Below are 21,225 nucleotides of genomic sequence, written 5' to 3'. Positions count from 1 at the left end.
CGGCGTCAAGTCGGCTGATCCTTCAATCGGTCCATCGCCTGCTTCGCGTCCCAGTACTTCGGGTGTTCTTCGTAGGCCGTCACGGCCTCGTAGAATTTGATCGCGTTGCGAGTCTCGTTCATGCCCTCGTAACAGCGGGCGATGTTGAAGAGTGTGTCGGCCCCGCTCTTGGAGTAGTCGCGGTAGTCGAGGAAACAATGGACCGCAAGGTCCGGCCGGTTGAGTTCGTTCAGGTACAGGTTGCCGAGGGTGCGGGTCGCGTCGTACCAGGCATCCTCGTCGGTCGCCCCGCTAACCTTCTGCTCGCGAATGTTTTCCAATTCGAACAGCGCGGCATCGCGGTCGCCCTGCCGTAGCAGGCACCGGGCTTCGGCCAGCCGCACGGCCGTGTCCTGAGGCTTCATCACCTTCGCCAACCGGACGAGGTGCAACGCCCAATCCAGAGAATCAGCGTCCACGTCCCGCTGGTCGAGGATGAGTTTCGCCTTCCGCGAACAGTAATCTACGTCGAAGAACCGCTCGACTTTGTCCTTCATCTCGCGGAGGTTCTCAACACCGACGTTGAAGTAATACTTGTCCTTCCGGGCCAGGAAGTCGCGGTCAGTCGCGTTATAGATCAGCCCCGTCTCGGTCATGAGCAGAGCGTTGAGGATCGCGTTCGGAGCATCCTTGTTCTTCTCGTACAGGTCGGCGAGCTTGCGGTAACCTTCGAGGGCATTCTTGCCACTTTCCTGGTAGAGTCGCAGGTCGCCGATGGCGTTCTCGTAGTCCCCGCGGGCCTCGGCGTCGGCCGACAGTTGTCGAAGTGTGGTGAAGTAAATCGCCCGCTGATCCTCGGTCAGCGCCTTCGGCCCTGCGAGGACGCCGCTGCGCTTGACTTGTTCGAGGTAGCCGCGGGCTTCGTCGGTTCGACCGGCGGCAGTCGCGATGTCGGCGAGTTTCTTGAAGATGGTCGGCCCGCGTTGAGGCAGCCCCCGGCCGGCAATTCGCAGGAACGCCGAGCCGCGGTCTTGCTGAACCGCGTCCGCCTGATCGACAAGCGCGAGGCCGAGTTGTTCGGCGTAGTCGTAGTTGAACTCGGTCGGCAAGCCCGAGGCGGCGTCGGCAACAAACTCGGCCTCGGTGAGTGAGGCGTAGAGGATCGCCTTCATCTCGGCCGCGGTCGCGTCGTTCGGCTCGGCGGCCAGTTGGCGTTCCGTCGCGGCAATCGCCTCCATCCGCCGGCCGGGCTTCGCCAATTCCTCCCCCCCCAGCCGTTTCACCAGTTCCGGGTGCAGCCGCAGCGCCAGATCCCACGCCGGGAACAGAACGCCCTGGCGGACCGCTGCTTCGTAAGGCGTTTCCGGGCTGAGGAGGCGACCCAACAGGCCGGCCGCTTCATCGAACTGTTTCGCGTGGGCCAACGACACAATCCGCAGGTAATCGACCCGTGCGGCCAACCGGGGCGACTGCTGTTCGACGAGCGCTAGCAATCGGTCGGCTTTCGCGCGTTCCACCGGCGACGGCGCACGCCCACCGATCAGGTAGGCGGTCGCTTGATCGAGGCAGAAGCCGTAATCGAGGTGCTTGAGAATTTCCGAATCGGGCGGCAGTTTCGTGACATCGACCTGGTGGTGCAACGTCAACATGCCCTGTCGGGCCAGGTCGTTCCGCGAGTCGAGCCGGAGGGCTTGCTTGAACCACAGCAGGGCGCTCAGGTGGTCGCCGATCTGGATGGCCGAGTAGCCGCGGAGGGTATGTTTGAAGATTCGCAACCCCGGCAGGATGCGCGTGGCGTACACGAAATAAACGATGAGCGGCGCGAGCAGGATCAGCTTGCCAGCGAGTTGTTCCAGGCCCGACTCCAGGCCGAACAGGTAGAGGCCAATGCCGAGGGCGGCACAGATGGCCGCGATCTCGACCTCCGACTCCTCCGCCTCGCCGCAGAACGTCAGCAGGTAGAAGAACGGCAGCCCGGCGAGCAGGACGATCGAGAAATTCCTCTTCGCCACGTTGCCGGTGAGGCCGCCCAGAAGCGGCTCAAGGTAGTCGATGGCGAGGTAGACGAGAATCGCCCCGATGACCGCCCCGAACAGGAACCGCCACAACCATTCCTTGACCTGACGGAGTTGGAAGAAGCCGTAACCGAGGATCGCCCCGCCAACGACGAAGTACGCCAGCCAGCCGGTGATCGGTTCTTCGGAACGGACCTCGACCATGCTGACTAGCCCGACCGCCAGGCCGAGGATGAGGCCGGCGTAAATCCAGTACGGGCTTTCGAGGAGTACCACAAGCGGGAAGGCCGCCGGATTGGCCGACGGCCTCAGGCCGCGGCGAACTTGGACCGCCGCCCCTGCGATCAGGCCGAGCGCCAGCCCGCCGCCGGCGAAGGCGAGGACGACGCCGAACCGCGACCAGTCGGGGTTACTCGGAGGGAGTACGAGAGCGAGGTAAGCCCACAGGGCGAGGAAGACGCCTTTGAGCAGGTATTCACGGAGGATCGGCGGCATGGCCAACGGTACCAAGTCTTGGAGGGATTGCAGTTGAGGATAGGGAAGCGGCACGGACCGAGAAAGGTGCGGCGACCGTGCGGCGGGTCGATTCGGCCGGGGCGGGGCGGGCCGGCAGATTAAAACGAGCCAAATTTCGTTTCCCCGCGGTTTCAGGAGGGAATATAGTTTTCCTTGCTGAACGTGCGGTGGTCGCACCGTTCGCACGGACTAGATACCTGTTTCGAGGATTCGGAATGACGAGCGTTCGACGGTTGGTGGCCTGCCTGAGCATCACGGCCTTCGCAATGACCTTCAGCACGTACGCGGCGGACGACAAGGACAAGAAGACGCCGACGACCAAGGAGATCATGAAGAAGGTTCCGGGCAAGAACGGGCTAGTCGCCAAGACCTCGACGGCCGCCAAAGACGGCAATTGGGACGAGGCCCAAAAGGACGGCAAAGAACTCAAGACCTACAGCGAAGCTCTCTCCAAGAACGTGGCCAAGAAGGGTGACAAGGAGTCGTGGGAGAAGCACACCAAGGGGTTCTCGGAGATCGTGACCGAGATCGCCGACGGGGCCGACAAGAAGGATAACGCCGCCGTCCAGGCCGGCGTCAAGAAGTTCGGCGCGACCTGCAAGGGTTGCCACGACGCCCACAAGTAACGTACCCACCGACAACCAACGGCCGATCCTGTGGATCGGCCGTTCTCGTTTTTGGAGACGCGATATGAACCGACGCGACGCCCTCCGCACGGCCGCGTGGACCGCGGCGGCTACCTTCGTCCCTCGGCTCGCGGCCGCCGACGCCAAGCCGAAGCGAATCGCGTCCGTCAACAGCGTCTACCACAAGCTCTCGCACGCCTACCACATCGCCGGGCGGTTCCTCTCCGGCTACACGCTCAAGGGCCAACACCACCAGCCGCCGTTCCAACTCGTGCGGATGTTCAACGACCAGTACCACGCCGACGGCGCGCGGAAAGACCTGTCCCGCGACCTCGCCAAGAAGAAGAACTTCGAGATCGCCGACACCATCACGGCCGCCCTCGGCGGCAAGGGCAAGCTCGACGTGGAAGGTGTGATGCTCATCTGCGAGCACGGCGACTACCCGCGGAACAAGCTCGGCCAGATCCTCTACCCGCGGTACGAGTTCTTCGAACAGATCGTCGAGGTCTTCAAAACCAGCGGCCGCAGCGTGCCGGTCTTCGTGGACAAGCACCTGTCCTACGACCACGTGAAGGCCCGTAAGATGTACGACACCGCGAAGGCGATGGGCTTCGGCCTGATGGCCGGGTCGTCGCTGCCGGTAACGTGGCGGCAGCCGGAGTGGGAGCCGCCCTTCGGGGCGAAGGTTCAAGAGGCCGTCGTCTGCTTCGCGTCGGACCTGGAAGTCTACGGCTTCCACGCGCTGGAGGTGTTGCAAAACGTCCTCGAACGGCGGGCCGGCGGCGAGACGGGCGTGAAGAGCATCGCCACGATTCAGGGCGACGCCGTCTGGAAGGCGTGGGACCGAGGCGACTGGGATAAGGACGTGGCCGAGGCCGCCCTGCGGCGGAGCGGCAGCCGCGACTACGGTTCGCCGCGCGACCACGTCGAGAAGCCGAGCGCCTTCCGTGTGGAGTACATCGACGGCACCCGTGCGACGCTGTTGCACCTGCCGGGCTACGTGGCCGACTTCACCATCGGCGTGAAGTTCGCCGGCGACCCGAAGCCACAGGCCACCGGCTTCTATCTGCCACTGCCACCGGGGGCGCGGTTCTTCGACCCGCTGACATACTACATCGAGCAGTTCTTCACCACCGGCAAGTCGCCCTACCCCGTCGAGCGAACGCTACTGACGAGCACGATGCTGGATTTCGCCCACCGCTCGCTGGCCGACGGCAGTAAGCCGATGACCGGGGAAGCCTTGAAAATCGTCTACCAGCCCGCGAACGAATCGTACTTCTTCCGCGGGCCGTTCAGCGACGACTGACTGTTACTTGTCGAGGATCAGTATCTCGACCTTGCGGAACTCGACCGGGTGGCTCTCAGCCTGGAGCGAGATGTACCCCTCGGAGAGCAGCAGGTTCTTCTCGTCCTTAATGAGCTTGCGGCCGTCCATGTCCTTCGGGTCGAGTTGCGGCTTCTCGTACTCGATCACCGTCTGGCCCTCAACGATGTGTTTGATTGTGCCGCTGCCGTGGACCTCCATCTCAATCGTCACCCACTGGTCGCCGTTGTAGGTCTTCGACTTCGAGTTGATGCAGTGGGTCGTGATGAGCTTGCCGTTCATGACGACGTTGGTGCCCGGCGAACACATGCTGCCCGTCGGCCGTTCGCCCTTGCCGAGGCCGCCGAGGAACTGTGCCTCGATCGACACGGGGAAGAGTTGGTCCTTGCCCATCGTCTTCGGGTCCTGGCAGTGCAACATCGCGCCGCTGTTGCGCTGTGCCCAACCGGGGCCGCCCTTGACCTGCTGGCCGGTGAAGCGGTACTCAACCCGCAGGCGGTAGTTCGAGAACTTGTCCTTGTAAAAGAGGTGGCCGTAGTTCTCGTCGAACTTCGTGTACTTGTCGTAATTGGCCTGAATGACGCCGTCGACGACGCGGAAGGTGTCGTTGTAGTTGTCGCCGTATTCGAACCCCTTGATCTTCGGCGTCCAGCCGTCGAGGTTCTTGCCGTTGAAGAGCTGCTTCCACTCTTCCTTCTTTGCCGGGTCGTCGGCCCGGGCAGTCAGCGCAGGGGTCAGCACGAGAATCGACAACATGAACAAACGCGAAAATAGCTTCACGGGAGGGTTCCTCGACACGGGGACACGGTGATGCCCAGTGTAGTCGAAACGCCCCCGATCGGTCACGGATTAGCGGGAAGGCCGAGTACTTCCACCGGAACCGGCCCCGCCGGCGTCATCGCTTCGAGTTGTAGCCCAACGTCTTGATGACCGCGACGCAGATAGCCGAGCGCGACCGGCCCGCCGAAACGCGGCGAGACGGCCGACGACGTCACGACACCGACTTCCTGCCCGTCGCGGAGAAGTTTCGTGCCCGCGGGCAACGGTTCGCCGCCCCGCACCTTCACCATCGAGAACGCTCGGTTGACGAAGCCCGCCCGGTCGCGAGCCATGATAATCGGTTCCTGACCGATGAAGCAGCCCTTCGCGTAGTTGACCGCCCGTTCGACGCGGGCGATCTCCATGACGAACCGGCCCTCGTCGATGTCCACGCCGTAGACCGGCGTGGCAGCTTCGATTCGCAACGTCTCGAAAGTGTTCAGACCCGCGGCCGTCGCGCCGGCGGCGGTGAGCATCTGCCAAATGCCGCCGGCGTGCACCGACCGGCAGACAAGATCCCACCCCGGAAGGCCGAGCCGGTCGTGTCGGCGAATCGAGCAGTTCCCGGTGCGGCCGAACGATCGTTCCAGGTGCTGGAACTCGGCTAAGTCGGGCAACGCCTCGCCAAGGGCTGCGTCGAGGACGTTCTTCGCCTTCGGGCCGGCGAGGTGGAATTGCGCGAATTGCTCGGTCACATCGGCCAACTCGACGGCCTCAGAGATAAGGTAGCGGTCGAGGTGTTTGAAGAACTTCGCCCCGCGGCCGGCGGTCGTCTCCAGCCAGATGGCGTGTTTCGCCCCTTCCACCAGAACGTGGTAGGCCCAGGCCGCGAAGAGCGTCTTCGCCTTGTGGTCGAGGAAGTACGTCTCGCACCCGCCACCAAGGGGGAGGTCGCGCAGGTCGTTAGTGCTGAGGTTCGTCAGGAACTTCGGTGCGTCCGGGCCGCTGACTTCGAGTTTGCCGGCGTGCGACGTGTCGAAGAGCGCGGCCGCCGTGGTGGCGGCCCGGTACTCTGCCGTCGGATCACCAAAGTCGGCGGGCAGGCGCGAGCCGGCGAAGTCGCTGAAGTTCGCCCCGCGCTCGGCGTGCAATTCCTGAAGGGTCGTCATTCGGGTGACTCGGAAGAGAGTTCGACGCGGGACCGGTGCCCGTTCGGAAGGATCAACACCCGCTCGGACGTTTCGACCAACCGTTGCAGTTCCCGCTCGTTGCCGACGCGGGTGCTGAAGAGTTCTTCGGCCGTGTCGTCGGCGACATTCGCCACGTAGAGTTTGGCCCGCGATGCGGCCGTCGCCCACTGGCGACAGGCGGTCGCGTCGGCCGGCTTGGCCTGCGAGACGAACTTGAGGGCTTCACGCGGGTCCACACAGTGCCGGAGGAGCGTGAGGCCCTCGCCCACCAAGTCCACGGGCGGCGCGAGGACGGCAACTTTCCCGCCGCGGGCCACGGCCCGCGAGGCGTGGTGGACCGCCAGTGCCATCTCGGCGAACGTCGCCCGGCCGTCCACGAACGTAATGACCGTGTCCGGCTTCTCGTCGATCCGCACGCCCCAGAATTCGTCCTGCCGCCGAATGCCCTCGGCCGTGCTGGTCGGCAGTCCCGCGACCACGTCCAGTACGCGATCACCGTCCTCGATGATTTGCACGAAGAACGGCGTGCCGAGCAGGTACGCCGCCTCGGCCGGTTCGCCACGACTCTCCTTCGCCGCGTCCCCCTGGAACGCGGTCCGCGTCTCGTCATCGCTCAGGGTCGGGAACAACAGCGATTCGCCGCCGGCGTACCCGTGGTGCGGATCGTACCTGCGGCCCGACACGACCACGGTAAATTCCGCTTCCACGAGCGTGCGGTTGAGGTAGAGCCGCCGGCCGCCCTTGCTGGTGGCGAGGTACGCGAGTTTCTTCCGGTCGGCCGGGTCGTGGACCTCGGTTCGCACGTCCGCGAACTCGTCCGGGAGGTCGTCGAGCCAGTTCCCGCCGACCGATTTCGGCGGCGTCAGCAGCGTGACGGCTTCGGGCGTGACACCCGCGGTGCCAAGGTGTTGAAGCACGGCTGTGACGATCTCAGCGAGGGCTGGCAACGATTCGTCCACGACGACGACGACGTGGTCGTCCGGCGTCAGTGCCCGGCGGAGGGGTTCGAAGTCGAACGGCTTCTCCAGCGCGGCCCGCACCTGTTCCGCGGCCGACGCAGTCGATGCGACACAACCGGCCCGATGCGCGGTCACCCGCTTCTCGGCCGGCAGTTCTAAATGCCAGGTTTCGGTCCCGAACGCGATTTCGATTGGCAAACTCATCCCACCCACTCTCGCGGTATTCCGGCGAACAGTGGGATTATACGGCCGCCGGCAACTCAGGCTTTCACCGGCTCCGGGATCGCGTGCGAGCCGTAGCCGAGTGGTACGGGCGCGGCCGGCAGTTTCGGCTGCGTGTACCGGAGGTAAACCTCCAGTAGCACGCCGATCGCGAAGATCAGAATGCTGATCCACTGCGACAACGTCAGGCCGAACCGGTAGGTCGGCTCGATGCGGATGGCTTCGTTCAGGAAGCGGTGGACCGCGTAGCCGAGCATGAGTAGCACGATCACCTGCCCGTCGTGGCGGCGGAACGGCTGGTACGCGAGCAGGAGCAACGTCAGCAAGACCATGCTGATCGTCTCGTAAAGTTGCGTCGGGAAGAATGTTACCGTTCGCGGCGTGAACGTGACCGGCACGCGCTCCCCCTTGCGCTCGACCACGAGCGCGAGTTCCGTCTGGCCGAGTGCCCCGTTGCGGGTTAACTCATAGAGGCTGTCGTGCGGCGAGAGGATGAGTTGCTCCCGCAAGGGCGTGAGCTTCGCTTGGACAACAGTGAACGCGGCGGGATCGGCGGTTTCGACGATTAGTGCTTTCTCGTCCTTCGCCAAGTCGATGGACTTGACCGTGACGTTGTCGATGTTGGCCCGCTCCTGCGCACCGGCGAGAACCTTGGCGGGTCCGTTGATTTCCAGGATCATCTGATTGGGCCGGCCGTTCACCTCGACGACCTTGTCCCCAGGTTGCAAGCCGGATCTTTCCGCGGCCGTGCCGGGTTCGATGGCGGCCACGACCGACCGCGGGTCGGACGGCGGCAGTTCGCCGGGTGCGACGATGGTGAAGCCGGTGGTCGTTTGCAGTCCGTGAATCTGCGGCAGGCGGGACTGATACGGGGGCAGTGTCACCTGCTTGCGGGCGTGCGACGGGATCAGGGGGAACTGGCCGAGTTCCGGCGGCAGTGGCATCGGCTGACACTCCGCACAGGCCACCTGCCCCCAACAGCAGCCGTTCAGGTAGCACCCGATTCGCCCGAGGGCCATGCCGATCGCCAGCATCGGGGCGACGGCGTCGGCCAACTGCCAGCCGTTGATATTGAGCCGCTTCAGCACGAATCGGCGATAAAAGTAGTAGCTGAGCATTCCGCCGAAGATCGAGCCGTAGAACACGATCCCGCCGTCCCAGATCGAAACGAAGCCGATCAACAACCCGAGCGCCGACTTGTCGGGGAACTGGTCGGAGTACTGAATCATGTACAAGACCCGCGCGCCGCCGATGCCGGTCAGCAGTAGCAGCATCGCCATGTCCTGAAACCGCTCCCACGACAGCCCGACCTTCGGGGTCCGCCACTTGCTCCAGGCGATGACGGTGAAGAACGCCAACAACAACATCAGCCCGAAGCCGTAGAGCGGGAAGCCGACGAACGGGAAATGGAAAATCACCTGCTGCATCAGTCGCCCACCCAGGAACGCGATTCGGGGATGTCAGAACATGTTACGCACGGCCCTCCCGAAATGCACGACCAGTTCGGGCCGCCGCGGTGTGGATAAAATGGGGGCATGCGCGACCTCATCCTCGGCACGGCCGGGCACATCGACCACGGCAAGACGGCACTCGTGAAGGCCCTCACCGGCATCGACTGTGACCGCCTGCCCGAAGAAAAGCGGCGGGGCATCACCATCGACATCGGTTTCGCTCAACTGAGCCTCGGGGGGTTCGACCTCGGCGTGGTGGACGTGCCCGGCCACGAGAAATTCGTGAAGAACATGCTGGCCGGGGCGACGGGGATCGACCTCGCGCTGCTCGTCGTGGCGGCGGACGACGCTGTCATGCCGCAGACGCGCGAACACCTCGCGATCTTGAACGCCCTCGGCGTCGAGCGGGGCGTGATCGCGCTAACGAAGGCCGACCTCGTGGACGACACCGCCCGCGAACTCGCGATCCTGGACGTTCGGGAACTGGTCCGCGGCTCATTCCTGCAAGACGCCCCGATCATCCCCACCTCGGCCGTCGCCGGAACTGGGGTCAGGGAATTGAAGGCCGCAATCGCGGCCGCGTGCGAAAAACTCCCGCCGCGGCCGGACGCGGGGTGGTTCCGGCTCGCGATCGACCGCTCTTTCGTGGTGCAAGGACACGGAACCGTCGTGACCGGCTCGGCGACCGCCGGTTCCGTCCGCGTCGGCGACGAGTTGGATTGGCACAAGGGGGACGGCACGTCCGAGCGGGTTCGCGTTCGCGGCTTGAACCGCCACAACCAATCCACCGACGAACTCCACCGCGGCCAGCGGGCAGCCCTCAACTTGGCCGGCGTGCCGCACGACGCGGTCCAGCGGGGTCAGGAACTCGCCACGCCCGGCATCCTGGTGCCGAGCAAAGTGCTGACAGTGCGGTTGCAGAACCTCACCCTCCCGGAACGGCCTCTCAAGCACCGCCTGCCGGTGCGGTTGCACGTCGGCACCGCCGACGTGCCCGCTACCCTCTCGCTCCTCGACACCAACCTCGTGCGGCCGGGAGAATGGGTCTTCGCGCAACTCTTCCTCGACGAGTCCGTCACGGCCGTTTGGGGGCAGCCGTTCGTCCTCCGGGATTCCTCGGCCGAGCACACGCTCGGCGGCGGCCAGGTTCTTCAACCGACCGGGAAGAAACTCCGCCGACGGCACGTCGAATCGCTCGAACGGGTCGAGCAACTCGCGACGGACGAGCCCCTCCACCGGACCACCGCGGCCGCGTGGTTCGCCGGCTTCCAGGGGTTTGAGGCGAACGATCTGGTGCGGATGGCGGCGTTACCCTGCAGCGAAATCGAGCCGACGATCCTGAAACTTCTCGCTGACGATGCGCTCGTAGAAATGACTCTGGGCCTGAATCGGAAGCATTTCCTGCACCGTGATCGCGTGCGCGAGTTAGGTGAACTCATCCTGGACGTGCTCCGCGATCTTCATGCTGCTCACCCGCTTCATACCAACCATGCCCGCCCGATGGTCCTCGCCCGGTTGGACTACGTCGGTAACGAATCGCTCGTGCAAGCGGTCACGGACCGGATGATCGGTTCGAAGCAAATCGTCGGAGACTCCAAGCGAATCGCGCGTGCGGACTTCAAGCCGCGGTTGAGCGTCAACCAGCGGAAGCTCAAGGACAAGATCGTCGATGACCACCGCCGGGGCGGCTGCTCACCCCCGGACCCGGCGAGCTTCGCGAACGCCGCCGGCGGCAATGCGGGCGCGTTGAAAGAGATTTTTGAGGTCGCGGTGGCCGAAGGGCATTTGGTCCGGATCGCCGCAGACTTTTTCCTGCACGCGGACGAGGAAGCGAAAGCGCGGCAGGTGGTGGCCGACGGGCTTCGAACGTCCGAGGGGTTGACCCTCGCCGAGATTCGAGACTTGCTCGGCACGACGCGGAAATATGCCGTGCCGTTGTGTGAGTACCTCGACCGTGCCGGCGTGACCCGGCGGCAAGGCGACTTGCGGATGTTGGCCGGCCAGACGGCGGAATGAAAAACCCGACCGCCGTCGGCCGGGTCGGATGTTGTTTTCGCGCTCAGTAGCCGCCGCCACCGTAACCAGCGCCGCCACCCCCACGACGACCACCGCCACCGCCATATCCACCACCCCCACCCCCACCACCGCCGTAGCCGCCCCCGCCGCGACGACCACCGCCACCGCCGTAGCCGCCACCACCGCCGCCGCCACCGCTGCGGGGGCGTTCTTCGCGGGGCTTGGCCTCGTTGACCGTGAGCCGTCGGCCCTGGAATTCCGCCCCGTTGAGCGCCTCGATGGCCGCCTGGTGGCCGTCGCTCATTTCCACGAACCCGAAGCCGCGGGAGCGGCCGGTTTCCCGGTCCTGAAGGACCTGGGCTTTGACAACAGTTCCGTAAGCGCTGAAGGCCTCGGTGAGGTCTTCGTTCGTCGTCGAAAAGGGCAGGTTGCCCACGTACAGATTCACCGCCATGACGTTACCCTTCGGAGCACGGGCGGACCGCGTCCGCCCCAAGAAACGACCAACTCGGCGACCGCCGCACGGCGACACCGGGACGAGGATGAAACGCGGCGCGCGACCGCACCCGCTCGGTTGTGCTGAGGGACATTCGGGTCGGATTGGGGTTCAATCGTCGCACGGTCGTTCGCCACAGACAAACACCAACGGGCCACCAGCTCGACGACGACGGAGCACTCGGAAGGGATAAGCTCAGAGCGGGTCCGCTAACGAAAAGCTAGAAGTGCACCACCACCGGTTCGTCCTATTCCTACCGAACGGGGCCACCCCGTTCGCGCATGAAGGATCGTAGCAACGTTCGGGTAAAATGCCAGTCCAATTTCAGCCGCTCGGAAGAAAAATCGACCCGTCCGGGGAGAACGCGATTCTCCCCGACTTCCAGGGGAGGAAGCCCACGACCCCGCCCTCGAAAGCCGTCAGCATCGCGGCAGCGAGGTTGGTCCCGGCCAGTGCCCGCAGGCCGACGTAGGAAGTCGTCAGGCGCGGATTGATTTCAATGGCACGATCTCCCGAACCGTCGGCCGCGTCGCCGAGAATGAGATCGACACCGACGAACCCACCCAGCCCCGTCACGGACTCCACCGCACGGGTGCCGATCGCGGTCGCTCGCTCAGCCAACTCTTGCGGGATTGGGAGTTCGCCGCCGAGGTATTGGAAGCGGCCGTCGGTGCTCAGGGTTTGGAACGTCGGTGGAAGGGCGAGTGTCTGATTCGGCCCAACGAGAAACGCCACGCTCGCCGGTCGGCCCGGGGCAAAGTCCTGGGCGATCATCGGCGGGCCGGCCGCCATCCGTTCGATCACCCGCCGCCGGAAGGTCGCGTCGTCCGCACACAGGTACGTCTCGCACGAACCCGCCCCGTCGCGCGGCTTGAGCACAGCCGGCACGCGGGTTGAAGGCCAATCGGCCGCGGACGCCGTGAAGGGCGTCGGGACGCCGTACCGTTGCCAGTGGTCCGCGAGGGCGAGTTTGTCGCCGGTCAGGGCGAGGGCCGACAGACTCGACGCGATCAGCCGGTGGGTGGCCTGAAAGTGTTGGACGCGCTCTTCGAGAACGCCGCCGGTTTCCGGGGCGATGACGATGCCGAACTCCGCGTCGTCCGGCCCCACGACGGCGACATCCGCCATCGCCTCCAGATCGGCGACGACGGCATTGCGCATCGCCTGGCCTTCGCGGTACATGCCGTGGTCCGGCGAGTCCGGGTCGCGGCCGATGCCGTGGACGGTGAGGTGCTCGTAAACGAAGATGCGCATCACGTCGCGGCGGCCGCCGCGAGGTCGTGGAGGTGCTTCGTGGCCGCCGTCGCACCTTCTTTCGCGCCGAAGATGGCCGTGCCCGCGACGAAGACGTTCGCCCCGGCCGCCGAGGCCTCGCCGATGGTGCGGGCGTCGATGCCGCCGTCCACTTCGAGTTCGCAGGCCGGGTTCAACTCGCGAATCCACTGCCGAATCTGACGGATGCGGGCCGTACTCTCGGGAATGTACTTCTGCCCGCCGAAACCGGGGAACACGGTCATGCACAGGGCCAGGTCGATCTCGGGGATGTACCGCTTCAACTTTTCGATCGCGAAGTTCGGATTGACCGCGAGGCCGACCTTTTTGCCCAGCGAGCGGATGTGTTGAATCATCTCCGTCGGCTCCGGTTCGACTTCCAGGTGGAAGATGAACGAGTCGGCCCCGGACTTCACGAAGTCGTCGAGGAACTTGGCCGGCGCTTCGACCATGAGGTGGACTTCGAGCGGCATCTTCGTGACCGGGCGGAGCCCCTTGCAGACGATCGACCCCATGCTGAGGTTCGGCACGAAGTGCCCGTCCATCACGTCCACGTGAACGCGGTTGGCCCCGCCGGCCTCGGTGAGCTTGACCTGCTCGCCGAGTTGCGAGAAATCGGCCGCCAAAATCGAGGGTGCAATCGCGGGCATCCCGTCACTCCTTCGGTAGTGGAAGTGCTGTTAAGATACGACAATCCGTCGTACCCGATCAGCCGCCCTCACTTCCCTTCGGCCGCGTTCAGGAAGACTTCCATCTGCTGTCCGACGTAGAGCGCCAGATCGGCCGACTCGATGCGGTAGATGACTTGCAACACCCGCGTGTCGACGCGCTCGGTGTTCAAGCCGGTCAACGACTTCTTCGGGATCACGTAGGGCTCGACCCGCACGAACGAGATCGGGAACTTGACGTGCGGGTTGCCCCGCGGCTGCGCAAAGCCCGGCAGGTTCGGGCGGAAGCGGCCGATGTCGTTCTCGTCAATGTCCACTCGGACGTGCAACTTACCGATGTAGCCGAGGACGATGAGCGCCTGCCCCTGCACCGTGCCGACGAATTCGCCCGGTCGCACATTTACCTGGAGCACCTTGTACTCGGTCGCATCCGAGGCCGAGTTCGTGGCGTCCCACTTCAACTGCGGGGCCTTCACCGTCAGCCGCGTGAGTTCGATGCCGGTCTGCTCGACCTGTGCTTGCGCCTGCTTCACTGCGGATTGGGAAACGAGGCGGTCGAACTTCCATGACCCAGCTTCTTGTAACGCGAGGTCCGCCTTCGCACGTTCGAGTTGGGCCTTCGCGACCGCCACGCCGGCCTCGCGACGGGTCAGTTCGTCCTCGGATGCGGCCGCCCCGAGCCGTTGCAGGCGGGTTAGTTGTTTCGTCTGGTCGTCGAGGTTCGCGACCATCTCTGCAACCTTCGCCCGCAACGGCGGCAGTTCCTCCGGCCGCGGCGCGTTGTTCAACTTCTCCAGCGTCGCCTGGGCGTTTTCGAGGAAAGCTTTTCGCACGACCAACTCGGCGTTCAACTGCCGGTCGTCCAGGCGAAACAGTGGCACGCCGGGCCGGACCATGTCGCCGACCTTCACGTTGACCCGCTCGACGATGCCGGGCAGGTTCGTGCCGATGGAGATGTTCTCCGTCTCCGGTTCGATGATGCCCGATCCGGCCAGTTGCTTCGCGAACGGCGACTTCGCCGGCTCGACCGGCGGGACGGCCGGCGGCGTTTTCTGTTGGGCCTGGGTCATCTGCTGGACGGCGAACGCGAACGCGATCAGCCCCAACAGCGGGAGTATGTAACGGGTGAGCATGGTCGAACTCCTGTTATTCGTGCGGCCGTTGGCCCTTGCCGAGCACTTCCACCACGCGGCCGTCGGCCATCGACACGATCTTGTCGCCGAAGTCGTACACTCGGCTGTCGTGCGTCACCACCACGACCGCCCGGTCGGGCTGCACGGCCACCTGTTTGATGAGTTGCATCACCGTTCGGCCGGACGCAGCGTCGAGAGCGGCCGTCGGTTCATCGCAGACAAGGAGGCGCGGCTCGTGGACCAACGCCCGCGCGATGGCCACCCGCTGTTGCTGGCCGCCCGAGAGTTGCGAGGGGAACGCCTTCAACCGGTTGCCGAGTCCGACGGCCGTGAGAATTTCCGCCGCCTTCGCGATGGCCTTCGCCCGGTTCCAGCCCGCGATCAAGAGCGGCACGCAAGCGTTCTCGACCGCCGACAATGCTGGCAACAGGTTGTATTGCTGGAAGACAAAGCCGATGTTCTCGCCGCGGAAGCGGACCTTGCGGTTCGCCCCCATCTTCGTGAGGTTCTGGCCGAGGACGACGACCTCGCCCTCCGAAGGGTTGAGCAGTCCCGCCGCGATCGAGATGAGCGTGGTCTTGCCGCAGCCTGACGGGCCGACGAGCAGCACCATCTCCCCGTAGGGCAGCGCGAGTTCGATATTGTCGAGGGCAGTGACTTTCGTTTCCGCGGTGCCGAAGAATTTCGACAAGCCACGGAACTGAATGGCCGCCATCGGCGGGGCGGATACGGTTGCGGTCATCGCTTCCTCTCACTCGCCGACACCGAACTCTTACCCTCTCCCCCGGCTTTGAGGGGGAGAGGGCAGGGTGAGGGGGAACAACTGCATTCAACAGAAACTCGCTTCACCTGGAGGAAGGTACTCCCCCTCACCCCGGCCCTCTCCCCCTCAAAGCCGGGGGAGAGGGAAGAATAAAAGTCACGGCGTGTGGTTTTCATCGGAACACCACCCCCGCTTCGAGGAACAACACGCGCCGCATACTCAGCAGGCTGGCGGCCAACGAGATCACGACCACCGCCGCGGCCGTCCCGACCAGGATTTGCCAGCCGAAGTAGAACGCCGGCGGCGTCGAGGTCATCGCCCTCTGGAAAACGAACCCGAACAGCGCCGCTCCGCCGATGCCGAGGCCGTAGCCGATGAGCGCGACGATCACGGCTTGCAGCAGGATCATGCCGACGAGGCGGAGATTACTCACGCCCATCGCCTTCAACGCCCCCCACTGCTTCAGGTTCTCCAGCGTGAACAGGTAGAACGTCTGGCCCGCGATGGCACAGCCGACGACGAAGCCGAGCATGACCGTGATGCCGAAGTTGATCGGGATGCCGGTCCGCTGCATGTAGTACTGGATCGTCGTCCAGAAGAACTGGTCGTTGGTCTGTGCCCGCAGGCCGGTTTGGTCTTCGATGGCCTTGCAGACCTGTTCCTTCGGCAGATCGTCGTTGCCCTTCGCCAGAATGAAGGTGAGCGTCTTCCGCTCCTGCGGCAAGAACTGCACGGCTTGCGAGTAGGTGCAGTAGAGGATCGGGAAGGTCTGGAACGTCGGGTTGCATTTGCACATGCCGACGATCACCGCTCGCTTGTCGTTCATCTCCAGAGTCTTGCCGGGTTGGAACGGCTCCTTGCCGAAGAGATATCGCCAGCCGAACTCGTCCACGAAGACGGCGTTCGGCTGCCGCAGGTCGCCGAGTTCGCCGTGGACGATGCGGTCCGGCCGCGGCGCTCCAACGAGGGTCGCGTCGTCGAGACCGATCAGAATCATCTGTTGGAAGTTGCCGTCGTCGAGTCGTGCCCGGCCGATCCCCTTGTAGAGCCGGACCGCCCACGACACACCCTCGACGCCGCGGACCCGGAGCAACTCGTTTTCGCTCATCGGCTTCACATCATCGACGAATTGCACGTTCTGGTCCATCACCCAGATGTCCGCCCCTTCGATGTCGCGGATCTGGCTCGTCGTGTTCCGCATCAGGCCGCAGAAAATGCTCAACTGCTGGCCCATCAGCAGGGCGGCGAAGGCAACGCCGAAGATGATGCCGAGGTACTTCGCCCGGTCGCCGGTCAGCATTCGCAGGGCAACCCAGTTCATGACGGCCTCCCGTTGACCGGCGGACCCTGACCGAGCGCGGCCAGGGTAAACTGCGTGATGTGTTCGATCACCGACTCCGTCTCGAGCGCCGCGACCGGTTCCTTGCCGAAGATCAACTCTGCGACCCGACGGTTCTGCTTGTAGAAGAGAATCTGGCCCATGATGCTGAACCCGATCATGAGGCACCGGCCTTCCTCGATCCCGGGAAACAACTCTTCCACGATGGCCCGTAGGCGGAAACCTGTTGGTTGAATCGACTCCCGGACGATTTCCCTCGCCGCTGCCGTGGGGTGCAACATCTCGCGCATCACCAACTGGACCGAACTCGGCCGGGCAATGGCGTTTGTCCAGGTCGCCATCATGCGGATGAACAGCCGCAGTTTTTCCACCGGCGTGGCGTCCGGCGAGGATTCGGGCTGCGGCAGGCCCTTCCAACTGCACTGATGGGCGTACTTCACCGCTTCGATGTAAAGGCGTTCCTTGTCCCCGAAGTAGTAGTTCACCGCCGCGATGTTGACGTTCGCTCGATTAATGATCTCGCGGATCGTCGCCGCGTTAAACCCTTTATCCGCAAAGACTTCTTCCGCGGCATCCAGGAGTCGTTCTTTCGCATCCAACGCAAAATCCATGTTTCAAACTCTTGTTTCAATTGATTGTTTATCACTCTACCCAACGCTCGGGGAAATGCAAGAGTTTTCTTTCCGGTTGCCGTCACTCAAGCGGCGAACTAACTCATCTCCATGACGGACCGTCCCCGCTACTCCTTCCCCATCGCCCGGCGACTCCTGAGCTTCGCCGGGCGTGCGCGGCAGAACTGGCTCACCCGCCATCGGAACAACTTCAACTTCGCGATTCACATGGTCGGCATTCCGCTGGCCCTGTTGGTCGCACCAATTTTGCTCTTCGTGTTGCCGTGGTGGTGGGCCCTCGCGGCTTTCATCCTCGGCTACCTCTTGCAGTGGATCGGCCATCAAGTTGAAGGCAACGACGTGGGCGAGTTCATCCCGGTGAAGCGAATGATGGGCCTTCCAGTAACGGCCCTGGCCCCGCGTTATGCCTTGCCTGTCCCGCCCGCCTCGCCCGGAGTCGGCACGTTGCCAGATTGACTTGTTTGCGAACTTCAGCCAATCCCCCTCCCTTCTCAAAAAAACTTCCCGACGCGCCGGCACACGCGACAAATGCCGTAGAGTTTTCCCGGCTTATCGCCGATAGCAGTGGAGGATGCCCACCAGAGTGAGGCACGTCAGCGATGGGGGGGATGCGCGTGACGAAGAGAATGCAACGGGTTGGACGCTGGAAAGCTCGGATTGTCGCGGGATTGCTTTCCGTCATTCCGATGAGCGGCTGCAAGCACCAACTCTTCTTGGAGCCCAGCGACCACAAGTCGGCGCTGTCGGGGGGGCTGGAATACCTGGAGAAGCAGCCTCACTCGCCGATCCCGCCGTCGCTCGTCGATAAGGGGGGTGCCCCGGCGACGGCGCTCGACCCGACGCGGCCGGCGCGGAACGTGACACTCAAGGAATGCATCGCCATCGGCATCGAGAAGGGGAACCTGGGGATTCAGGGCGGGGTCTTGAACGCCGGCTTGCCGTCAGACAGCTTGCCGCTCTCCTTCTCCGGTCAAACCGTCGGCGGTACCGACTCGATTCGCGCCCTCGTCATCGACCCGGCGATCGTCGGGGCGAACATCGAGCGGTCGCTGTCGAAGTTCGACGCCCGCTGGATCACGAGCCTGACGTGGGCGAAGAACGACCAGCCGGTCGTGAACTTCCAACAGCAACTCACGAACGGCGACTCCGCAACGCTGAGTTCGACCTTCGCGAAGCCCCTGCCCACCGGGGGCGTCGCCGGCATCACGTTCAGCACCGACTACCGGAAGTTCAACCAGACCAGTGGGGCGTTCAACTCGCAGCTCAACCCCGCCTACACGCCGCGGGTTCAGTTCTTGTTCGAACAGCCGTTGTTGCAAGGCTTCGGCATCGAGATTAACCAACTCGCCCAGAGTCACCCCGGTAGCCTGCTCATCAGCGGCCTCCGACCGAGCGGTGGCACGACGACAGAAGGTATCCTCGTCACGCGCATCCGGTACGACCAACAGCGGGCGGAATTCGACCGCCAGTTAAATCAGATGCTGTTTAACATCGAGACGGCGTACTGGAACCTCTACGCGGCGTACTACAACCTGTACGCCCAGGAAGAGACGTTGAAGCAAGCCTTCGAACTGTACACCGTCATCAAGAAGCGGTTCGAGGTCGGGACGGTTCGGCAGCAGGAACTGACGCAGACGGAATCGCAATACTGGACCTTCCGCCGGAACGTGCTGGAAGCCCGGAACCAAATTCTCGACGCCGAGCGGAACCTCCGCGGGCTGCTCGGGGAAACGTCGTTCGCCGATGGGATGCGGCTTGTGCCGATCGACGAGCCGACGCTCGCCCCGTACATGCCGGACTACTACGAACAGGCGAACGAGGCCCTGGCAACGCGGCCGGAACTGATCATCGCCCGCCACGACCTGAAGTTCCGCCAACTCGACCTGATCCTGCAAAAGAACCAGCGGCGCCCGGACCTACGGTTCTTTGCGTCGCAAGACATCGCGGGCATCGGCACGCGGTTGGACGGGTCCGACGAGGTCACCACGAGCACGACCGGAACCCAGCAGATCGTCCGGCAGAACGCGCTCGCGAACTTCGCGAACAACGACGCGAACAGCTGGCAGCTCGGCCTCCGCATGGACGTGCCGCTCGGCTTCCGCGACGCGAACGCCGCCGTCCGCCAGTCGCAGTTGGCCATGCTCCGCAGCTACTACCAGTTGCACGACGCCGAGCGGAAGATTCTGGAAAACGTCGTCCGCCAGTACCGCAACGTGATCTACCGGCACCAGGACATCATCCTCCGCCGGCAGACGCGGGTCGCACTCGAACAGACGTTGGCCCTGAACCAGAAGCTCATCACCGGCGGGGCGTGGGACACGAACACGCTGTTCAACGTGCTGCAAGTTCAGCAGAACTTCGCGACCAACCTCGCGGCCGAGTTCCAGTCGATCGCCCAGTACAACACGACGCTGGCGGCCCTGGAATTCGAGAAGGGAACGATCCAGCGGTACAACAACGTGTCCGTCGGGGACGGCCCACTGCCGCAGCACGTCGGGAAGAAAGCGTCCGATCACTTCAGTGCCCGGAACGCGGCTCTGAAGCTGCGGGAGCGGTCGGACGAGTTGCCGCTGCAATCGCTGTCGGCCCCGTGGGACCCGTCCCTGGAGAAACTGCCGGCCCCGAACGCGGGCGGCAACATCTCCCTGCCCGGGATGCCGTACGCCGTCCCGGCCACCGGGATGCCGTTGCCGAGTGGTCCCGGCATGACGATGCCGACGGCGCCCTCCACCCCGACGACGCCGATGTCTCCCGCGATGCCCGTGGCGGGTGGGTCCATGATGCCGACGTCGCAACCGCTGCCGGTCTTCACGGAAGCGAACCAACTGCCGAGTGTCCGGCCGTGGCCGGGGGCACAAGACGCCCAGGCCCCGCCGGCCGTGTTCACGCCGATCGGCACGGCCCACATTCCGACGCGGGCCAAGTCGGGTGGCTCGACGCCGGTCGAGATTCCGCCGAGTCTGCCGATCTCGACTCAGCAGAACTGATCGGCGAGATGACGAAACGCAACCGGCCGCGTTCGAAGTTCGAACGCGGCCGGTTGCGTTTCGTCCGTCCGACTCAGATCTTCACGACCTTGGTGTTCTCGTCGATGCTGATCGACGCCAATTCGCCGCTGTCCTTGGTGAAGTGGACCGTCGGGACGATGACATCGTCCTCGGGCACGCGGTCCACCGTGACGCCGGTCGACAGGTAGCTGAGGCCGCGGAACACGCCCGCCGCTTCGGCCGGCCACGTCCGGCCGCCGACGCGGACGGTCTGCGTGATCTTGATCCGCTCGCCCGGTGTCAGGCCCTTCAACAGATCGACGAACGCTGGATCGAGGCGGCGGGTGGGGAGCACAATGTTTGGGGTCATTCGTCGTCCCTCGGCTTGACCGCGCCGCGGGTCAGGGCGATGCGGCCGGTTCGGGCGAGTTCGATAATACCGTAGGGCCGCATGAGGTCGACGAACGCCTCGACCTTGCCCTCCGTGCCGCTGACTTCGATCATCACGTTTTCGTGTTGAATGTCGACGACGCGGCCGCGGAACGACTCGACGAGCTGGAAGATTTCCGCCCGCTTCGCGCCTGAGCAACTCACCTTGAGCAGCATCAGGTCACGTTCAACAAAGTTCTCGGCCGAGATGTCGTCGACGCGGACGACGGTGACGATCTTGTCGAGTTGCTTGCGGACTTGATCGCAGACGTTGTCGGCCGCGTTGATGACGAAGGTCATCCGCGACATGTCATGTTGTTCGGTCTCGCCGACGGCAAGACTGTCGATGTTGAACCCGCGGGAGGCCAACATGCCTGAGATGTGCGCGAGCACCCCCGGCTGATTCTGAACGAGTGCGGAGAGCACGTGACGCATCAAAAGTTCCTACG

At 64.2% G+C, this 21,225-nt stretch carries 19 protein-coding genes; 5 read left to right on the top strand and 14 right to left on the bottom strand.

Going from position 1 to position 21,225, the window contains the following annotated elements:
- Positions 1-5: 5 nt before the first annotated feature.
- Positions 6-2,489, bottom strand: a complete 2,484-nt coding sequence (locus PX52LOC_RS25065; RefSeq protein WP_149112653.1) for a tetratricopeptide repeat protein — start codon at positions 2,487-2,489, stop codon at positions 6-8.
- Positions 2,490-2,725: 236 nt separating this feature from the next.
- Here PX52LOC_RS25065 and PX52LOC_RS25060 point away from each other — a divergent pair, with 236 nt between their 5' ends.
- Both PX52LOC_RS25060 and PX52LOC_RS25055 read left to right on the top strand, forming a co-directional pair.
- Positions 2,726-3,136 (top strand): cytochrome c, encoded by a 411-nt coding sequence (locus PX52LOC_RS25060; protein ID WP_149112652.1) that lies wholly within the window; start codon positions 2,726-2,728, stop codon positions 3,134-3,136.
- 64 nt (positions 3,137-3,200) lie between these two features.
- Positions 3,201-4,442 carry a hypothetical protein gene (locus PX52LOC_RS25055; RefSeq protein ID WP_149112651.1) on the top strand — a complete coding sequence of 414 codons (1,242 nt, stop codon included), beginning with the start codon at positions 3,201-3,203 and terminating at the stop codon, positions 4,440-4,442.
- Positions 4,443-4,445: 3 nt separating this feature from the next.
- On the opposite strand, the gene PX52LOC_RS25050 is transcribed toward PX52LOC_RS25055, so the two are convergent.
- The 4 genes from PX52LOC_RS25050 to PX52LOC_RS25035 all read right to left on the bottom strand — a co-directional run bounded on the left by PX52LOC_RS25050 (position 4,446) and on the right by PX52LOC_RS25035 (position 9,017).
- Positions 4,446-5,216: a 3-keto-disaccharide hydrolase gene (locus PX52LOC_RS25050; RefSeq protein WP_149112650.1), complete on the bottom strand. Its 771-nt coding sequence runs from the start codon at positions 5,214-5,216 to the stop codon at positions 4,446-4,448.
- An 86-nt stretch (positions 5,217-5,302) separates the two neighbouring features.
- Entirely contained in the window at positions 5,303-6,388 is a 1,086-nt protein-coding gene (locus PX52LOC_RS25045; RefSeq protein WP_149112649.1) for a glycine cleavage T C-terminal barrel domain-containing protein, read from the bottom strand.
- Positions 6,385-7,572 carry a lactate racemase domain-containing protein gene (locus PX52LOC_RS25040; protein WP_149112648.1) on the bottom strand — a complete coding sequence of 396 codons (1,188 nt, stop codon included), beginning with the start codon at positions 7,570-7,572 and terminating at the stop codon, positions 6,385-6,387. The genes PX52LOC_RS25045 and PX52LOC_RS25040 overlap by 4 nt, the downstream gene beginning before the upstream one ends.
- Positions 7,573-7,628: 56 nt before the next feature.
- Positions 7,629-9,017: a prolipoprotein diacylglyceryl transferase family protein gene (locus PX52LOC_RS25035; protein WP_149112647.1), complete on the bottom strand. Its 1,389-nt coding sequence runs from the start codon at positions 9,015-9,017 to the stop codon at positions 7,629-7,631.
- Between the two features lie 108 nt (positions 9,018-9,125).
- Here PX52LOC_RS25035 and selB point away from each other — a divergent pair, with 108 nt between their 5' ends.
- The gene (gene selB / locus PX52LOC_RS25030; protein WP_149112646.1) at positions 9,126-11,057 is read left to right on the top strand and encodes a selenocysteine-specific translation elongation factor; all 1,932 of its coding nucleotides are present in this window, start codon (positions 9,126-9,128) and stop codon (positions 11,055-11,057) included.
- Between the two features lie 43 nt (positions 11,058-11,100).
- Here the strand turns inward: selB and PX52LOC_RS25025 are convergent, their stop codons facing one another.
- From PX52LOC_RS25025 to PX52LOC_RS24995, 7 genes are all read right to left on the bottom strand, one after another.
- Positions 11,101-11,511 carry an RNA recognition motif domain-containing protein gene (locus PX52LOC_RS25025; protein WP_149112645.1) on the bottom strand — a complete coding sequence of 137 codons (411 nt, stop codon included), beginning with the start codon at positions 11,509-11,511 and terminating at the stop codon, positions 11,101-11,103.
- 366 nt (positions 11,512-11,877) lie between these two features.
- The gene (locus PX52LOC_RS25020; RefSeq protein ID WP_149112644.1) at positions 11,878-12,807 is read right to left on the bottom strand and encodes an ATP-grasp domain-containing protein; all 930 of its coding nucleotides are present in this window, start codon (positions 12,805-12,807) and stop codon (positions 11,878-11,880) included.
- Positions 12,807-13,475: a ribulose-phosphate 3-epimerase gene (rpe, locus tag PX52LOC_RS25015; RefSeq protein WP_149112643.1), complete on the bottom strand. Its 669-nt coding sequence runs from the start codon at positions 13,473-13,475 to the stop codon at positions 12,807-12,809. Before rpe ends, PX52LOC_RS25020 begins: the two co-directional genes overlap by 1 nt.
- 68 nt (positions 13,476-13,543) lie before the next feature.
- Positions 13,544-14,626 (bottom strand): HlyD family secretion protein, encoded by a 1,083-nt coding sequence (locus PX52LOC_RS25010; protein ID WP_149112642.1) that lies wholly within the window; start codon positions 14,624-14,626, stop codon positions 13,544-13,546.
- Positions 14,627-14,639: 13 nt separating this feature from the next.
- On the bottom strand, positions 14,640-15,368 hold the full coding sequence (locus PX52LOC_RS25005; protein WP_149112641.1) for an ABC transporter ATP-binding protein: 729 nt from the start codon (positions 15,366-15,368) through the stop codon (positions 14,640-14,642).
- A gap of 193 nt (positions 15,369-15,561) precedes the next feature.
- Positions 15,562-16,710 carry an ABC transporter permease gene (locus tag PX52LOC_RS25000; protein WP_149112640.1) on the bottom strand — a complete coding sequence of 383 codons (1,149 nt, stop codon included), beginning with the start codon at positions 16,708-16,710 and terminating at the stop codon, positions 15,562-15,564.
- Positions 16,707-17,339, bottom strand: coding sequence for a CerR family C-terminal domain-containing protein (locus PX52LOC_RS24995; protein WP_149112639.1), 633 nt, complete (start codon positions 17,337-17,339; stop codon positions 16,707-16,709). The genes PX52LOC_RS25000 and PX52LOC_RS24995 overlap by 4 nt, the downstream gene beginning before the upstream one ends.
- Before the next feature lie 111 nt (positions 17,340-17,450).
- On the opposite strand from PX52LOC_RS24995, the gene PX52LOC_RS24990 reads away from it, so the two are divergent.
- Positions 17,451-17,816, top strand: coding sequence for a DUF962 domain-containing protein (locus PX52LOC_RS24990; protein ID WP_149112638.1), 366 nt, complete (start codon positions 17,451-17,453; stop codon positions 17,814-17,816).
- Between the two features lie 212 nt (positions 17,817-18,028).
- Positions 18,029-20,347, top strand: coding sequence for a TolC family protein (locus tag PX52LOC_RS24985; protein ID WP_168219193.1), 2,319 nt, complete (start codon positions 18,029-18,031; stop codon positions 20,345-20,347).
- A gap of 73 nt (positions 20,348-20,420) precedes the next feature.
- Here PX52LOC_RS24985 and PX52LOC_RS24980 read toward each other — a convergent pair whose 3' ends face one another.
- Together PX52LOC_RS24980 and ilvN are read right to left on the bottom strand one after the other, a co-directional pair.
- Positions 20,421-20,717 carry a hypothetical protein gene (locus PX52LOC_RS24980; RefSeq protein WP_149112636.1) on the bottom strand — a complete coding sequence of 99 codons (297 nt, stop codon included), beginning with the start codon at positions 20,715-20,717 and terminating at the stop codon, positions 20,421-20,423.
- On the bottom strand, positions 20,714-21,211 hold the full coding sequence (ilvN, locus tag PX52LOC_RS24975; RefSeq protein ID WP_149112635.1) for an acetolactate synthase small subunit: 498 nt from the start codon (positions 21,209-21,211) through the stop codon (positions 20,714-20,716). The genes PX52LOC_RS24980 and ilvN overlap by 4 nt, the downstream gene beginning before the upstream one ends.
- Between the last annotated feature and the right edge of the window lie 14 nt (positions 21,212-21,225).

Origin of the sequence: Limnoglobus roseus (genome assembly GCF_008254045.1) — a bacterium.
In the GTDB taxonomy this organism is placed as follows: Bacteria; Planctomycetota; Planctomycetia; order Gemmatales; family Gemmataceae; genus Limnoglobus; species Limnoglobus roseus.
Note: the sequence above shows the minus strand (reverse complement) of the source record. Positions and strands in the feature narration are given on the sequence as shown.

Coding starts and splice junctions, on each gene's coding strand:
- PX52LOC_RS25065 (WP_149112653.1), bottom strand. CDS start 2,489: ATGCCGCCGATCCTCCGTGAATACCTGCTCAAAGGCGTCTTCCTCGCC.
- PX52LOC_RS25060 (WP_149112652.1), top strand. CDS start 2,726: ATGACGAGCGTTCGACGGTTGGTGGCCTGCCTGAGCATCACGGCCTTC.
- PX52LOC_RS25055 (WP_149112651.1), top strand. CDS start 3,201: ATGAACCGACGCGACGCCCTCCGCACGGCCGCGTGGACCGCGGCGGCT.
- PX52LOC_RS25050 (WP_149112650.1), bottom strand. CDS start 5,216: ATGTTGTCGATTCTCGTGCTGACCCCTGCGCTGACTGCCCGGGCCGAC.
- PX52LOC_RS25045 (WP_149112649.1), bottom strand. CDS start 6,388: ATGACGACCCTTCAGGAATTGCACGCCGAGCGCGGGGCGAACTTCAGC.
- PX52LOC_RS25040 (WP_149112648.1), bottom strand. CDS start 7,572: ATGAGTTTGCCAATCGAAATCGCGTTCGGGACCGAAACCTGGCATTTA.
- PX52LOC_RS25035 (WP_149112647.1), bottom strand. CDS start 9,017: ATGCAGCAGGTGATTTTCCATTTCCCGTTCGTCGGCTTCCCGCTCTAC.
- selB (WP_149112646.1), top strand. CDS start 9,126: ATGCGCGACCTCATCCTCGGCACGGCCGGGCACATCGACCACGGCAAG.
- PX52LOC_RS25025 (WP_149112645.1), bottom strand. CDS start 11,511: ATGGCGGTGAATCTGTACGTGGGCAACCTGCCCTTTTCGACGACGAAC.
- PX52LOC_RS25020 (WP_149112644.1), bottom strand. CDS start 12,807: ATGCGCATCTTCGTTTACGAGCACCTCACCGTCCACGGCATCGGCCGC.
- rpe (WP_149112643.1), bottom strand. CDS start 13,475: ATGCCCGCGATTGCACCCTCGATTTTGGCGGCCGATTTCTCGCAACTC.
- PX52LOC_RS25010 (WP_149112642.1), bottom strand. CDS start 14,626: ATGCTCACCCGTTACATACTCCCGCTGTTGGGGCTGATCGCGTTCGCG.
- PX52LOC_RS25005 (WP_149112641.1), bottom strand. CDS start 15,368: ATGACCGCAACCGTATCCGCCCCGCCGATGGCGGCCATTCAGTTCCGT.
- PX52LOC_RS25000 (WP_149112640.1), bottom strand. CDS start 16,710: ATGAACTGGGTTGCCCTGCGAATGCTGACCGGCGACCGGGCGAAGTAC.
- PX52LOC_RS24995 (WP_149112639.1), bottom strand. CDS start 17,339: ATGGATTTTGCGTTGGATGCGAAAGAACGACTCCTGGATGCCGCGGAA.
- PX52LOC_RS24990 (WP_149112638.1), top strand. CDS start 17,451: ATGACGGACCGTCCCCGCTACTCCTTCCCCATCGCCCGGCGACTCCTG.
- PX52LOC_RS24980 (WP_149112636.1), bottom strand. CDS start 20,717: ATGACCCCAAACATTGTGCTCCCCACCCGCCGCCTCGATCCAGCGTTC.
- ilvN (WP_149112635.1), bottom strand. CDS start 21,211: ATGCGTCACGTGCTCTCCGCACTCGTTCAGAATCAGCCGGGGGTGCTC.